The organism is Ruegeria sp. BG8 (genome assembly GCF_056538325.1).
In genome coordinates this window covers 152558-167311 of sequence record NZ_JBQFSZ010000003.1, presented here as the reverse complement: position 1 = coordinate 167311, position 14754 = coordinate 152558, and the positions used below count along the sequence as shown (strand labels likewise).

General features: G+C 57.0%; 9 protein-coding genes and 1 pseudogene. 5 read left to right on the top strand and 5 right to left on the bottom strand.

Annotated features, from left to right (window positions below; translation table 11 throughout):
* Window positions 1-72: 72 nt before the first annotated feature.
* From ACR0DG_RS08280 to ACR0DG_RS08270, 3 genes and pseudogenes are all read right to left on the bottom strand, one after another.
* Window positions 73-3510: a pyruvate carboxylase gene (locus ACR0DG_RS08280; protein ID WP_480696134.1), complete on the bottom strand. Its 3438-nt coding sequence runs from the start codon at window positions 3508-3510 to the stop codon at window positions 73-75.
* 124 nt (window positions 3511-3634) lie between these two features.
* Complete coding sequence (locus ACR0DG_RS08275; protein ID WP_480696132.1) at window positions 3635-4792, bottom strand: alpha-hydroxy acid oxidase; 1158 nt, start codon at window positions 4790-4792, stop codon at window positions 3635-3637.
* Window positions 4793-4831: 39 nt separating this feature from the next.
* A pseudogene (locus tag ACR0DG_RS08270) lies at window positions 4832-6613 on the bottom strand (sensor domain-containing diguanylate cyclase).
* A 168-nt stretch (window positions 6614-6781) separates the two neighbouring features.
* Here ACR0DG_RS08270 and ACR0DG_RS08265 point away from each other — a divergent pair.
* Entirely contained in the window at window positions 6782-9178 is a 2397-nt protein-coding gene (locus ACR0DG_RS08265) for an ATP-dependent helicase (RefSeq protein WP_480696130.1), read from the top strand.
* Here ACR0DG_RS08265 and ACR0DG_RS08260 read toward each other — a convergent pair.
* Window positions 9175-9465, bottom strand: coding sequence for a DUF1330 domain-containing protein (locus ACR0DG_RS08260; RefSeq protein WP_480696128.1), 291 nt, complete (start codon window positions 9463-9465; stop codon window positions 9175-9177). The genes ACR0DG_RS08265 and ACR0DG_RS08260 overlap by 4 nt on opposite strands.
* A 488-nt stretch (window positions 9466-9953) precedes the next feature.
* The gene (locus ACR0DG_RS08255; RefSeq protein WP_480696126.1) at window positions 9954-10178 is read right to left on the bottom strand and encodes a DUF1127 domain-containing protein; all 225 of its coding nucleotides are present in this window, start codon (window positions 10176-10178) and stop codon (window positions 9954-9956) included.
* Between the two features lie 914 nt (window positions 10179-11092).
* Between ACR0DG_RS08255 and mraZ the strand changes: the two genes are divergently transcribed.
* The 4 genes from mraZ to ACR0DG_RS08235 are packed head-to-tail and all read left to right on the top strand — an operon-like array spanning window position 11093 to window position 14742.
* Entirely contained in the window at window positions 11093-11596 is a 504-nt protein-coding gene (gene mraZ / locus ACR0DG_RS08250) for a division/cell wall cluster transcriptional repressor MraZ (protein WP_480696125.1), read from the top strand.
* A gap of 4 nt (window positions 11597-11600) precedes the next feature.
* Entirely contained in the window at window positions 11601-12593 is a 993-nt protein-coding gene (rsmH, locus tag ACR0DG_RS08245) for a 16S rRNA (cytosine(1402)-N(4))-methyltransferase RsmH (RefSeq protein WP_480696615.1), read from the top strand.
* On the top strand, window positions 12590-12958 hold the full coding sequence (gene ftsL, locus ACR0DG_RS08240) for a cell division protein FtsL (protein WP_480696123.1): 369 nt from the start codon (window positions 12590-12592) through the stop codon (window positions 12956-12958). The genes rsmH and ftsL overlap by 4 nt, the downstream gene beginning before the upstream one ends.
* A complete protein-coding gene (locus ACR0DG_RS08235) occupies window positions 12955-14742 on the top strand; it encodes a peptidoglycan D,D-transpeptidase FtsI family protein (protein ID WP_480696121.1) in 1788 nt (595 codons plus the stop codon). The genes ftsL and ACR0DG_RS08235 overlap by 4 nt, the downstream gene beginning before the upstream one ends.
* Window positions 14743-14754: the final 12 nt, after the last annotated feature.

The following is a 14754-nucleotide window of genomic DNA, read 5'->3' as shown; positions in this document are numbered from 1 at the left end:
ATATCCTCCTGTTGCGAAAAAGGGCCGCTCGGTTCCCCGAACGACCCATATGATTTTAGAAGATTGTGCGGCTTATTCCAGTTCGACCAGCAGGTCCTTTGCGTCAATCTGGCCGCCGGGCTGGACATGCACGGATTTGACCACTGCGTCCCGTTCGGCGTGGATACCGGTTTCCATCTTCATGGCTTCGATGGTCAGCAGCATGTCGCCTTCTTTGACCTCTTGACCCGCGGAAACGGCAACAGTGGCGACAACACCCGGCATCGGTGCCCCGATGTGGTTGGCGTTACCTGCTTCGGCCTTTGGACGGGCTTGGGTGGACGACGTGACCAAACGGTTCGGTACGCGGATAACACGCGGCTGGCCGTTGAGTTCAAAGAACACTTTGACCTCGCCCTTTTCGTCCGTCTCGCCAATGGCCTGACAGCGAATTTCCAGCGTTTTGCCCGGGTCAATCTCGGCCGTGATCTCTTCGCCGGGGTCCATTCCGTAAAAGAAAGTACGGGTGGGCAAGGTGCGTACGGGGCCATAGGTCCGGTGGCGGCCCATGTAATCCAGGAAGACCTTGGGATACATCAGGTAGCCGTTCAGGTCTTCATCATCGACCTCTTTGCCCTCCAGCTGCTTGGACAGCTCGGCGCGGGTGGCTTCCAGATCAACTGCAGGCACGTCCTTGCCGGGACGCTGGGTGTTGGGGGCTTCGTCTTTCAGCACTTTCTTGATGATGGTGTCCGGGAACCCGCCCGGAGGCTGACCCAGATTGCCGCGCATCATGTCCACGACCGAGTCGGGGAAAGCCACATCTGTATCCGGGCTTTCCACATCGTCGCGGGTCAGACCCTGGCTGACCATCATTAGCGCCATGTCGCCAACCACTTTGGACGAAGGCGTGACCTTGACGATGTCACCGAACATCTGGTTCACGTCGGCATACATCTGGGCAACCTCGTGCCAGCGTTCCTCCAACCCCAAGCTACGCGCCTGCGCTTTGAGGTTGGTAAACTGGCCGCCGGGCATCTCGTGCAGGTAGACCTCGGAAGCCGGGGCCTGCAGGCTGGATTCAAAGGCGGCGTACTGGCCGCGCACGGCCTCAAAGTAATCGCTGATCTCGCGGATGGCCTTGATGTCTAGGCCGGTGTCACGCTCGGTGTGACGCAGCGCCTCAACCACTGTACCCAGTGTCGCCTGAGACGTGTTGCCCGAGAACGAATCCATCGCGCAATCCACCGCGTCGACGCCCGCCTCGGACGCCGCCAGAATGGTGGCGCTGGCGATACCTGCGGTGTCATGCGTGTGGAAGTGGATCGGCAGGCCGACCTCTTCCTTTAGCGCGCGGATCAGGATCTTGGCCGAGGCTGGTTTCAGCAGACCCGCCATGTCTTTCAAGCCCAGCACATGCGCGCCGGAGTCACGCAATTCCTTGGCCATGCCGACATAGTATTTCAGATCGTACTTGGCGCGATCCGGGTCCAGAATATCGCCGGTATAGCAAACGGTGCCCTCACAGATCTTGCCATTCTCGACGACTGCATCCATCGCCACGCGCATGTTCTCGACCCAGTTCAGCGAGTCGAACACACGGAACACGTCGATATTCTGCGAGGCCTGACGCACGAATTCCTGCACCACGTTGTCGGGATAGTTTGTGTATCCAACCCCGTTTGCCCCGCGCAGCAGCATCTGGGTCATCAGGTTCGGCATCGCCTCGCGCAGGTCGCGCAGACGCTGCCACGGGCATTCCTGCAAGAAGCGATAGGCCACATCAAAGGTCGCACCGCCCCAGCATTCGACCGAGAACAACTGCGGCAGGTTTGCAGCATAGGTCGGCGCCACCTTGATCATATCGATCGAGCGCATCCGAGTCGCCAGCAACGACTGGTGTCCGTCACGCATGGTGGTGTCTGTGATCAGCAGCTGACGCTGGGCCTTCATCCAATCGGCCACCGCTTGCGGGCCTTTTTGCTCCAACAAGTTACGAGTGCCCATCTGCGGCTCGCCCTTCAACGCAGGTGGCTTGGCCTCTTTCAGGTCGGGGCGCGGCATTGGACGATCCTTTGTTTCAGGATGTCCGTTAACAGTGATGTCGGCGATGTAGGTCAGAACCTTGGTGCCCCGGTCCCGGCGCTTTTTAAAGTGGAACAGATCCGCGGTCTCGTCGATGAACTTGGTGGTATATTCATTCGACAGGAATGTCGGATGCTTCAGCAGGTTCTCGACAAACGCGATATTGGTCGACACGCCCCGCACCCGGAACTCGCGCAACGCGCGGTCCATGCGCGCAATCGCCTTCTCGGGCGTCGGAGCCCATGCGGTCACCTTTGTCAGAAGCGAGTCGTAATACCGCGTAATAACCCCGCCTGCATATGCTGTGCCGCCATCCAAGCGGATACCCATGCCCGTGGCCGAACGATACGCGGTGATGCGGCCATAGTCGGGGATAAAGTTGTTCAGCGGGTCCTCAGTCGTCACGCGAGTCTGCAGCGCATGACCGTTCAGGCGCACTTCGTCCTGGCTGGCTTTTCCGGTTGCCTCGGCAAGGGTTTTGCCTTCGGCGATCAGGATCTGCGCCTGAACGATGTCGATGCCGGTCACTTCTTCGGTGACGGTGTGTTCTACCTGAACACGCGGGTTAACTTCGATGAAATAGAACTTGCCAGTGTTCATATCCATCAGAAACTCAACGGTGCCTGCGCATTCATAATTCACATGGGCACAGATACGGCGGCCCAGCTCACAAATCTCGGCGCGTTGCTCTTCGGTCAGGTATGGGGCAGGGGCGCGTTCCACGACTTTCTGGTTGCGGCGCTGGACCGAACAGTCACGTTCGTAAAGGTGATAAATCTCACCGTGTTTGTCGCCCAGAATCTGCACCTCGACGTGGCGGGCGCGGGTGATCATCTTTTCCAGATAACCCTCGCCATTGCCGAATGCGGCTTCGGCCTCGCGGCGTCCTTCCAGCACTTTTTCTTCCAGCTCATCTTCGGACAGGATCGGGCGCATACCACGCCCGCCGCCGCCCCAACTGGCCTTGAGCATAAGCGGGTACCCAATCTCGGCGGCCTCAGCCTTGATCGCGGCCATGTCGTCGCCCAGCACCTCTGTCGCAGGGATGACTGGCACGTCTGCGGCGATCGCAACCTTTCGCGCGCTGGCTTTATCGCCAAGTGCGCGCATGGTTTCGGCCTTGGGGCCGATAAAGGTGATGCCGTTCTGCACACAGGCGTCGACAAAGTCCGGGTTCTCGGACAACAAGCCATAGCCCGGGTGGATTGCATCCGCGCCGCATTCTTTGGCAACGCGAATAATCTCGTCGATGCTCAGATAGGCTGCGACCGGGCCAAGCCCTTCGCCGATACGGTAGGCTTCGTCCGCCTTAAAGCGATGCAGGCCCAGCTTGTCTTCTTCGGCAAAGACAGCGACGGTACGTTTGCCCATCTCATTGGCTGCGCGCATGACGCGAATTGCAATCTCGCCGCGATTGGCGATCAGGATCTTGTTGAAGTCAGTCATTTCAGGTCCCGGTCCTACTTGTTTGGCCGTTTTGATAGGCGGACAATACGCGCACGTATATCCGTCGTTCTGGGTAGAACCGGCATGTTAACGCTCGCAAACGCCCCCTGATGGCGCTGTCTTCTTATACGCGCTGCGCTGCAGCATCAATTAAAGATGTAACTGAGGGTAATTTATTCAGGGATGCAGCGCCCAATTGACCCATATTCGCCGCCAAATCCTGACGAAGGATGTCGATGACATGGTCCGGGCCGTGCGGGCCCAAGGCCGCCAGACCATACATAAAGCCACGCCCCAGCATGACGAAATCTGCGCCCAACGCCTTTGCCCGCAGAATGTCCAGACCGCTTTCAATGCCACTGTCCAGGATCAATGGTAGATCCGTGGCCGCGCGCATGGCTGGCAAAGTGTCTATCGTTGCGGGGGCCGCATCAAATTGGCGGCCCCCATGATTAGAAATCCAGATGGCATCCACACCGGCGTTTTTCAGTGGTTGGGCATCCTCTGGCCGCATGACCCCTTTGACAATCAGATGACCATCCCAAGCGTCCCTTAGCCAATGCACATATTCCATGTCAGGCGACGTTCTGAGCAGGTATCCAACATGCGCAGTAGGGGGCAGGTTGCTTGAATTGTCGGTATATTTGTCCAAGGTGCGCATTCTGGGTGGTCCGCTGCGCGCCATGGCCATAGCCCAGGCCGGGCGCTGGATGATCTGCGCAAGCAGACGCGGCGTCAGCTTTGGCGGGTTGGTTAGTCCCGAACGTGTCTGCCGCTCCCGGCGCGAGGCAACCGGAACATCTACGGTCATCACAAGGGTTGAAAATCCGGCGTGTTTGACGCGGTTCAGCAAATCCAACCGGATGTCTGGGTCCTTTGGGGGGTAAAGCTGAAACCAGGCATTCGGCCCCAAGTGCGGCGCAACGTCCTCGGGGCTTTGCGTGGCGACGTTAGAAAGCGTGAACGGCAGGTTTTGCGCGGCTGCGGCCCTTGCCAGCAGACCTTCGGCATCTGGCCAGATCAGTCCCGCCATACCGATTGGCGCTACGCCAAAAGGCAAATCGTATGTTTGACCAAGGAACTCGGTCTTGGTTTCGGGGGTGATTGTGCCGTGCAGGATTGACGGCAGGAACCCGATGCGATCCAGAGAAGCTCTGTTGCGTGATACTGTGGCCTCTGTTCCGGTCCCGCTGTCGAGGTATTCCCACACAAAATGGGGAATCCTGCGCTTTGCACGATGTTTCAGGTCTGCGATGCCGGGGTAGCTGCTGTGAAGGTCCATGGGGATTGATCAGACCAAACGGGCGATTCGGCAAGGAAATTAGGTTTTTACCCGAAGTTGAGTCGCGGGGGGCGTTTGGCCTCGCGTCGCATCTGGTTTGCTTGCTGCAGTGCCCGCGATCTGGACCTGATTGCGCCCTTTGTCCTTGGCAAGGTACAGGGCGTCGTCTGCGGCACGCATCAAGTCCTGGGGCATCGTTCCATGCGCGGGGTAGTGTGACACACCGATGGATATCGTAATCCGGGGCAGTGATTTTTCACCGTACCGAACGGAAACTGCCTCAACCGCCTGACGCAACTGTTCGGCGCGGGTCATCGCGTCCTCAGGTGTATTGTCGGGTAGGATCAGCATGAACTCCTCCCCACCAATTCGGCAGGCGATTTCGTCACGGTCGCAAGCCTGTTCCAGCGCTGATCCAACGGCGCGCAAAACCATGTCACCTGCGTCATGTCCGTGAGTGTCGTTGAATTTCTTGAAATGATCGACATCGACGGCAACCAAGCTCAATGGCGCACCGGTTTGCTGACTGCGGGTGATGGATTTCCGAAGCGTGTCCGTCATATGGCGGCGATTGAACAACCCGGTCAGAGGGTCGCGGACGGACTGGTCGTGCAACTGGTCCCGCATTCGTACATTCGCGATCGCCATGCTGATCTGTTCCGCACAGAGCTGCGCCAGTTTTTTACTGTCATGAAATACGTCATCGCTGCCTTCATGTGCGCGCAGGTGCAACAGACCTACCGTTTCCCCATGCGCCAAAATCGGAAAGCAGAAATAGGGGCGGCCATCATGCGGCTCTGCGTGTTCGCAGACAAAATCAATCTCGGACGCACCAAACTCATAGGTTCGCCCACGTCGTAGCCCCCAACACCCTTCGGGATGGATATGGGCCTTGTGGGTGCCGTCATTCCAACTGGCACAGCCGTCCAGTACATCGCGCGAGTTGGAATAGACATATACGCTGCCCTCGGCCTCGGGCAGGATGTGGGTCATAAAGCGCGAGACCATGTCGAACAGCTCTTCCAGCGAGCGGCTGGATTGCAGCCATTCATTTAGCTCACCCAACAGACGGACTTCTCGCGCAAGGCGTAGCTGATCGTCCATCAGATCACGCTCTTTCGCGGCGCGAACGCGAAGGTCACGCACTTGTTTGCGGTTTGTCCGATAGATCACCAAAACCACGGCCGTCAGCGCCAGAATGGCAACGCTGCACAATACGGCCAGCGACCACCGGACACGATTGATAAAGAGATCGCGTTGCGGAGTTATGTCGGAATAAAACTCAATCGCGCCCAGAAACTGCCCGTCTTTGATGACAGGCGTATAAATCTCGGCCACGTGGCAGCTTTGCTTGCCAGACCCGACCATGATCTCATGATCCAAAGAGCTGACCTCAGAGATCGGTTTTTCCTCATGCTTGTAGTACATGCCACCGGCTGCCACGATGTCTTGGAAATAGGGCTTGGTATTGGTGGTCCCGACGTCTTCGGGGCGCGTTGACCAAAAGACACGCCCATTGCTGTCGAACAATTTGAAACGGTAGATGTCCGAGGTTTCGGGCTAGAGTTCCAGAAACTCCTGATCGTGTTCGACCATGATGCCGTGTTTGAACGTGGCCTCGACATCATGCAGATGAGAGGCGACTTGCTGGTTCAATTGCGCGGCGCGATGGCGTAAGTCCGATTCCAACATCCTGTCAACGACCGGAGCGGGAATCGCGTAGATACCCCAGCCAGCCAGCGCCGTCAGTGCCACAAGCATCAGCGAAATACCCGCAATTTTCAGACTGGATGCCTGACCTGTCTTGTTTTTCTGTTCCATTTCCCGCGCTCCCACAGCTATGGGGCAAGCATCTTTGGCAAGGTTTGACAGCGGGTTAACGGCGTTGAGGCGTTTGTTTAGAATTGAGCAGATCGGTTGGCAAATTCCTTGCGAACAAGCCGTGAACAAACCCTTTCCCTTCGCGCCCATCCGGCGTAGTTTGAGCCCATGAGCAGTTTTGACGAAATGGACGCCTTTGAAGGCGCATCGCTGTCGGCGCGGGCTATGGCGGCACGCCCCATGCCTTATCTGGACGAACTTAACCCGGCTCAACGTGAGGCGGTTGAACGTTTGGACGGTCCTGTCCTGATGCTGGCCGGTGCCGGGACTGGGAAAACCAAGGCTTTGACGGCCCGGATCGCGCATCTGTTAAGCACGGGGCGCGCACGTCCAAATGAAATTCTGTCAGTAACGTTCACCAACAAAGCCGCGCGAGAGATGAAAGACCGCGTTGGTCGGTTGCTGGGACAACCCGCCGAGGGGATGCCGTGGCTGGGTACCTTCCATTCGATCTGCGTCAAACTACTGCGTCGCCACGCCGAACTGGCCGGGCTGAAGTCGAATTTCACAATTCTGGATACGGATGATCAACTGCGTCTGCTGAAACAGTTGGTTCAGGCGGCCAACATAGACGACAAACGCTGGCCTGCGCGGATGTTGGCGGGGATCATCGACGACTGGAAGAACCGCGCCCTTACACCCGATAAAGTTCCTGCTGCGGATGCGGGGGCATATAACCACAAAGGCATTGAGCTTTACGCGCAGTACCAGACCCGCCTGAAAGAACTAAATGCGGTGGATTTCGGTGATCTGCTTTTGCATATGGTCACGATTTTCCAATCCCACTCGGACGTGCTGGAGCAATACCAACGCTGGTTCCGCTATATCCTCGTGGACGAGTATCAGGATACCAACGTCGCTCAATATCTATGGTTGCGTCTGCTGGCCGGTGGGCACAAAAACATCTGCTGTGTCGGCGATGATGATCAGTCAATCTATGGTTGGCGCGGGGCCGAGGTGGGCAACATCCTTCGGTTTGAAAAAGACTTTCCCGGCGCGTTTGTTGTGCGGTTGGAGCAGAACTATCGCTCGACCCCGCATATCCTGGCAGCCGCTTCAAATGTGATCCGGGGCAATGAAAATCGTCTGGGCAAAGAGCTTTGGACAGACGCCGAAGAGGGTCACAAAGTCAACCTGATCGGACATTGGGATGGCGAGGAAGAGGCCCGCTGGATCGGCGAAGAAATCGATGCCATGCAGGGCGGCACCCGTGGGTTCCGACCGATGAACCTTGATGAGATTGCCATACTGGTTCGTGCCTCGCATCAGATGCGGGCGTTCGAGGATCGGTTTCTGACCATTGGTCTGCCTTACAAGGTGATTGGCGGACCGCGATTCTATGAGCGGATGGAGATTCGCGATGCCATGGCCTATTTCCGGCTGGTGGTCAGCCCCGAGGACGATCTGGCGTTTGAGCGTATCGTGAACACACCCAAACGCGGCCTTGGTGACAAGGCGCAACAGACCATTCAGGTTGTGGCGCGGGAAAACGGTGTGTCGTTGGTCGATGGCGCGCGGATTGCGGTCGAGAATGGCCTGATCAAGGGCAAAGGCGGCAAGGCACTGCGTGAATTGATTGACGGGCTAGCGCGTTGGAATGCAATGACACGCGGACCTCGGATCGAGGTGGATGATGACTCCGTGATTGATGATGGCGTCTCGCCGATCCGTTTTGGAGAGCCCGAGCACACGCATATTGAGTTGGCGCAGATCATTCTCGACGAATCCGGTTACACATCGCATTGGCAGAACGAAAAGACGCCTGAGGCGCCCGGACGTTTGGAAAACCTGAAAGAGTTGGTCAACCAGCTGGACAATTTCGAAAACCTGCAGGGCTTTTTGGAACATGTCAGCCTGGTGATGGACAATGAGCAGGATAGCGACGGAGCCAAGGTCTCGATCATGACCCTACACGCGGCCAAGGGGCTGGAGTTTCCTGTCGTCTTCCTGCCGGGATGGGAGGACGGGCTGTTCCCGTCGCAGCGGTCCATGGACGAATCCGGGCTGAAGGGGCTCGAAGAGGAACGGCGGCTGGCCTATGTCGGCATTACCCGCGCCGAAGAGGTTTGCACGATTTCATTTGCGGCCAATCGACGGGTTTTCGGGCAGTGGCAGAATTCGATGCCATCGCGGTTTATCGATGAGTTGCCAGAAGAACATGTAGAGGTGTTGACGCCTCCGGGGCTTTATGGTGGCGGTCAGCCCACAGCCAGTATCGAAACGCGCGCGGCCGAGGCGAATGTCTACAACTCACCGGGCTGGAAACGCATGCAGGCGCGGCAGGGGCAATACGGGATGTCTCAACCGCGTGAGAGCCGAAACACGGTTATAGACGCGACGGCCGTGGCCATCTTCACCCTGGGTGAGCGCGTTTTTCATCAGAAATTCGGCTATGGCGCGGTGATCGGGATCGAAGGCGACAAGGTCGAGGTCGATTTTGACAAGGCTGGGATCAAGAAAGTGGTTTCACGTTTCTTGTCTGCCAAAGACGACGTTCCGTTCTAGATCCCTTCTACAAGGACCAGGTTGGCGGTGGCCGTCTGTTGTCGGATCTTTGCCAGCGCAATGTAATCTGGGTCGTCCTTCCAGGCTTTGGCCGCTGCAAGGCTTGGAAATTCCATCAAGACAATGCCGTCTTCGGCCCAAGTCCCTTCGATGAGCTCGATGGGTTTGGATGACACGGTCAATAGGCGGCCCCCATGCCGGTCGAATATCGGCATGAAGCCTTCAAGGTATTTCTGGTACCCATCCGGGTCGTGAATTGAAATCTGCGCAATGAAATAGGCTGCCATTAGAAGCTCCTGACGGTCTGTACAGGGCTTTACTCTACATTGGTTCCCATAAAACGGAAAACGGCGGTTCCCAGGGAGGAGGAGAGGGAACCGCCGTTCTTTTCTACATCAGAGCAGGGAGGAGGAGAGCCCCGATGTATCCGAACCCGGGTTTGATCCCGGTATGAGGACGTCGCGGCGACACCAGGGAGGAGAAGAGGTGTCGCCGCGCGCTTTCAACATCAGGGCAGGGAGGAGGAGAGCCCCGATGTATCTGAACCCGGGTTTGATCCCGGAATTTGCAAGACGCGGCGACGTCAGGGAGGAGGAGAGACGTCGCCGCGCGCTTTCAACATCGGGAAAGGGAGGAGAAGTACCCGATGCGTCAGTTTCCGGCGTTCAGGGCCGGTATTAGGTGCGGCGACATCAGGGAGGAGGAGAGATGTCGCCGCTGGAAAACAGGTCCTAAAGGGAGGAGGAAGGACCTGATCTCGGTGTACTTGATGCGCTTAGCGCGCGAATTGCTCTTCTGCGGCCTGCATCGCAAGCCGACGGATCATTGAACGGTGCAGGCCCAGATCGGCCAGCTCACGGTTCGAGAGGCTTGAAAGTTCGTTCACCGTCTGACGATAGACGCGGTGACGTGCAAATTTGGTTTTCGCGGCTTCAATCAGCGAAGCCAGGGCGAGTACCGGCGCGCTTTTCTGCGCTGTATGATGTGTTACTACTGCCATTTGCCTAACCTGATATCTGTGTATGTGCCGAAGCGTTTCGGCGTTTGCTTGAGATTGAAAATAAGCGAATGCTGCGTTTGCACAATAGCCAACAGCGTCAATGCTGCTATGCAGCAAGCGCATAGATATCAACGCGTTGCATAGATGAGGGTAAAAAATACCTTAAAAATAAGGGTTTTCTTGCCCCCGGTGAGAGCCCGGCGTAAGCATCTGGAATCCTGTTTGCCGATCTTGTGCCCCATCTTTGTGCGCATTCTTCCGAAATTTGTGCGCTTTAAAATCGAATTTTGAATGTGTTTCAGGTCGCAGGTATGCCAACGGCCCTCCGTGGGAAATCATGGGCAACTGTTGGGGACACGTATTGAGAACCCAGAAAAATCCGCGATCCATCCAGACGAATCGAACTGATTTGCCTCAGATTCGCGTGAAATCACTGCCTTGGATGACAGAATCGAAAAAAATTTGGGATTTCATGGGAGGGCTCATTCGAGCGGCTGCTTCACTATATATTGGTATACACTTTGATCGGTAACCTATATCTGCCGATATTTTGCTATTTTCAATCGCGAGCAGCCTCGCTAAGCTGTGATGTGGAAGGAAAAGTGGGAAATTTTTCTGTTGATTTCCATGAATTCCCATGTCATCCCTTATTCATCCGATGAGGACGAGGCACATGGGGCACCAAACGACCCCGAACCAATAAAATTCAGGTTTCATACAGGCATCTCGCTTTCATCAATCAAGAGATCCGGCGCGCGGGCGAGCAGACATCCCCCCAGGTGGCGCGCGCAGCTGGACTTCCCGCTCAGCGGGCCAATGCGGCGGGTTGATCAGTGGCAGCAGATCAACCCGCCGTTTTTCATCCGGGGGGAACGTGAATTTCAAGTGGGGCGCAAGCGAAAGGGACAGTCGTCTTGGCGCGCAGGTTTAGAGGTGAAAGCCACCACAAGGTGGATACGAAAGGCAGGGTCTCGATCCCGGCCTCTTTTCGCCGCGTGCTTGAATCATCTGACCCGAACTGGCAGCCCGGTGATAATCCTGAACTTGTGATTGTTTATGGTGATCACCGCCGAAAGTTCCTTGAATGCTATACAATGCAGGCGATTGACGAGGTCGATGCCAAGATTGATGCGCTGCCGCGTGGCTCGATGCAGCGTAAGACGCTGCAACGCATGTTCCACGGTCAATCCTTCCCGACGAACGTGGATGAGACCGGGCGTCTGGTTTTGCCCGCAAAGCTGCGAAACAAGATCGGTTTGGAGGGCGAGGCCTTCTTTATCGCGGCAGGCGACACCTTTCAGATCTGGAAGCCTGAGACCTACGATACCGAAGAACTGGCCGCCGCAGAGGAGTGGCTGGATGATCAGCCAGAGGACTTTGATCCGCTGGAATTCCTAGATGGCGTTGGGGACGCGTAACGGCATGGCCGACGCGGAGCTTTCATCTGACAAACCCCACATCCCTGTATTGTTGCGCCCTCTTTTGGCTGCAGTTGCGCCTGTCTCGGGTAAATGGTTGGACGGTACGTTCGGCGCGGGCGGCTATACACGTGGTTTGCTGGAGGCCGGAGCGGAAACGGTTATCGGCGTCGATCGCGATCCCCTGGCATTCGAGATGGCCGCAGATTGGGCCGGAGAGTATGGTGACCGGCTGATAATGCAGCCCGGCGTTTTTTCGCGGCTGGACGAATACGCGCAGGATCTCGACGGCATTGTTCTGGACCTGGGTGTTTCGTCAATGCAGTTGGATCAGGCCGAACGTGGGTTTTCCTTTATGAAGGATGGGCCGCTGGATATGCGCATGAGCCAAGAGGGTGAAAGCGCGGCCGATTTGGTCAATACAGCGACCGAAGCACAACTGGCTGACATACTTTTTCATTTCGGCGAAGAGCGTGCGAGCAGACGTATCGCCAAGGCAATCGTCAAGGCACGAGCTGATGAAGCGATCACAACAACGCTGCGTCTGGCCGAGATCATCGAATCCTGCCTACCACGCCCGAAACCGGGTCAATCGCACCCGGCAACGCGCAGCTTTCAGGGCCTGCGGATTGCCGTAAACGCCGAGTATGAAGAGCTGTTTCAAGGGCTTATGGCGGCTGAGCGGGCCTTGAAGTCCGGCGGACAATTGGCCGTCGTCACGTTCCATTCGATCGAAGACAGGATGGTTAAGCGGTTTTTCCAGTCCCGTGCGGGAAAGACCGGGCGTTCAAACCGCTATGCGCCTGAAATGGAACAGGAAGCTCCGCAATTCACGCTTAAGACTCGTAAGGCCGTTGGTCCGGACGAGCAGGAATTACAGGAAAACCCACGCGCACGCTCAGCAAAACTGCGCGTGGCTATTCGAACCGATGCACCGGCGGGCGAAATTGAGGCCCGCGCCATCGGGATGCCGCAACTTGGGGGAAGAGCAAAATGAAGAGTGTTTTGTACGTGTTTACCGCCTTGGCGGTATTTGGGCTGGCTCTTTGGGCGTATCAGGAAAACTACCGCACTCAGCAGGTGGTAAAGGAAACGCAGAAGCTGCAGCGCGAGATCGGCATGGCGCAGGTGCGACTGGCCGTTCTGAATGCAGAATGGGCATATTTGAATCGCCCCGACCGTTTGCGCGAGCTCGCCGATCTGAATTTTGAACGCCTGGGTCTGTTGCCCTTGCGCGCAGAGCAATTCGGGCGCGCGGACCAGATCGCCTATGCCGAAGACCCCGATCTGCCCATCGTCGACCCGATTGAGCTGCAAGCCATTACCAATATTCAAGCCTTGGGCGAGGTGCAGATTCCATGACACGCACACCGCTTCGCCCACTGGCCCGAATCCTTGACGCGCGTGCGCGGGGAGAAAACCCGAAAGCGATTGAGCGGGAGAACATCCTCAAGCGCCACGAAGACATGAAAGACCGCGCCCGGGCCCGTGCCGAAGGCCGTCTTTTGGTGTTGGGACTGTTCTTTTTCTGCGCCTTTGCTGTGGTTGGTGCCCGCATGGGCATGCTTGCCACGTCCGAGGCACAAGAGCCCTTGGCCAGCGCGCCAGGCGCAACAATCGCAATGCAGCGCGCCAATATCGTTGATCGCGAGGGTCGCATCCTGGCCACCAACCTCGACACCTATTCTGTCTACGCGCAACCCCCTTTGATGATCGATCCGGTCGCGGCGGCCGATCAACTGGTCGCCATTTTTCCTGACCTGGAAAAAGATAAATTGATCAAAGACTTCACGGGCGAACGTAAATTCCTTTGGATCAAAAAACGCATCTCGCCCGAGCAAAAGCAGGCCGTGCATGACATCGGCGATCCGGGGATTTTGTTCGGACCGCGCGAGATGCGACTTTACCCCAACGGAAAGCTTGCCGCGCATATCCTCGGCGGTTCAGGCTTTGGACGTGAGGGTGTCAGCGCTGCTGAAGTGATCGGTGTCGCTGGCGTTGAAAAACAGTTCGACGACTATCTGCGTGACCCGGCGAATGGGAATAAACCCTTGCAGTTGTCCTTGGACTTGACCGTTCAGGCGGCTGTCGAGCAGGTGTTGTACGGCGGTATGAAGATCATGAACGCCAAGGGTGCCTCGGCTGTGCTGATGAATGCGCATACGGGCGAAGTTGTCTCGGCTGCGTCTTTGCCATCCTTCGACCCGAACGACCGCCCACGCCCCCCGACCTCGGGATTTGACCCGTCGGATAGCCCTTTGTTCAACCGCTATGTGCAGGGTGTATATGAGCTTGGGTCGGTGTTCAAAATATTCACCGCCGCGCAAGCAGTTCAGCTTGGGCTTGTGAATTCCGAGACCATTATCGACACGTCTGGCCCGATGCGGATTGGTCGGTTCCCGATCGGTGAATTCAACGGCAAGAACTACGGCAAGATCAGTGTGGCGGATGTCATCGTGCACAGCTCGAACCGCGGGACAGGGCGGTTGGCCCTGCAGATCGGTGCGCAGCGACAACAGCAGTTCTTGAAATCTCTGGGCATGTTCGAACCCACACCGTTCGAAATTGTCGAGGCCGCTGGTGGTGAACCGCTTAAACCCAAGAAATGGGGTGAGCTTAGCACCGTAACCATTTCCTATGGTCACGGATTGTCTACCAGCCCCATGCATCTGGCCGCGGGGTATGCGGCGATTGCCAATGGCGGGCATTACGTCAGCCCAACCGTCCTGCGCAAGAATGGGCCGCAATACGGCCCGCGGGTGCTGTCGGAAAGCGCTGCAACGCAGGCCCAGAAGATGTTGCGCAAGGTTGTCACGGATGGCACGGCAAGCTTTGGCGACGTTGCCGGTTATGATGTGGCAGGCAAAACGGGTACTGCTGACAAGCCGAAACCGCGTGGTGGGTATTATGATGACAAGGTCATCTCAACCTTCGCGACCATTTTCCCGGCTTATGACCCGAAATACGTGTTGATCGTTACGCTGGACGAGCCGTCCATCGTCGCATACGGCGAAAAGCGTCGCACAGCAGGGTGGACCGCGGTACCTGTTGCTGCCGAGCTGATCGGCCGCGTGGCGCCTTTGTTGGGGCTACGTCCCCGGCTTGAGCCTGAGGCCCGCGCTGCTATAACGCTGACCTCAAATTAGGCTGTCTGGCGA

What these genes read in the sequence shown, in the direction of transcription:
- ACR0DG_RS08265 (WP_480696130.1), top strand. Translation starts at nt 6,782, where the DNA reads ATGAGCAGTTTTGACGAAATGGACGCCTTTGAAGGCGCATCGCTGTCG.
- ACR0DG_RS08255 (WP_480696126.1), bottom strand. Translation starts at nt 10,178, where the DNA reads ATGGCAGTAGTAACACATCATACAGCGCAGAAAAGCGCGCCGGTACTC.
- ACR0DG_RS08235 (WP_480696121.1), top strand. Translation starts at nt 12,955, where the DNA reads ATGACACGCACACCGCTTCGCCCACTGGCCCGAATCCTTGACGCGCGT.
- rsmH (WP_480696615.1), top strand. Translation starts at nt 11,601, where the DNA reads ATGGCCGACGCGGAGCTTTCATCTGACAAACCCCACATCCCTGTATTG.
- ACR0DG_RS08260 (WP_480696128.1), bottom strand. Translation starts at nt 9,465, where the DNA reads ATGGCAGCCTATTTCATTGCGCAGATTTCAATTCACGACCCGGATGGG.
- ftsL (WP_480696123.1), top strand. Translation starts at nt 12,590, where the DNA reads ATGAAGAGTGTTTTGTACGTGTTTACCGCCTTGGCGGTATTTGGGCTG.
- ACR0DG_RS08275 (WP_480696132.1), bottom strand. Translation starts at nt 4,792, where the DNA reads ATGGACCTTCACAGCAGCTACCCCGGCATCGCAGACCTGAAACATCGT.
- ACR0DG_RS08280 (WP_480696134.1), bottom strand. Translation starts at nt 3,510, where the DNA reads ATGACTGACTTCAACAAGATCCTGATCGCCAATCGCGGCGAGATTGCA.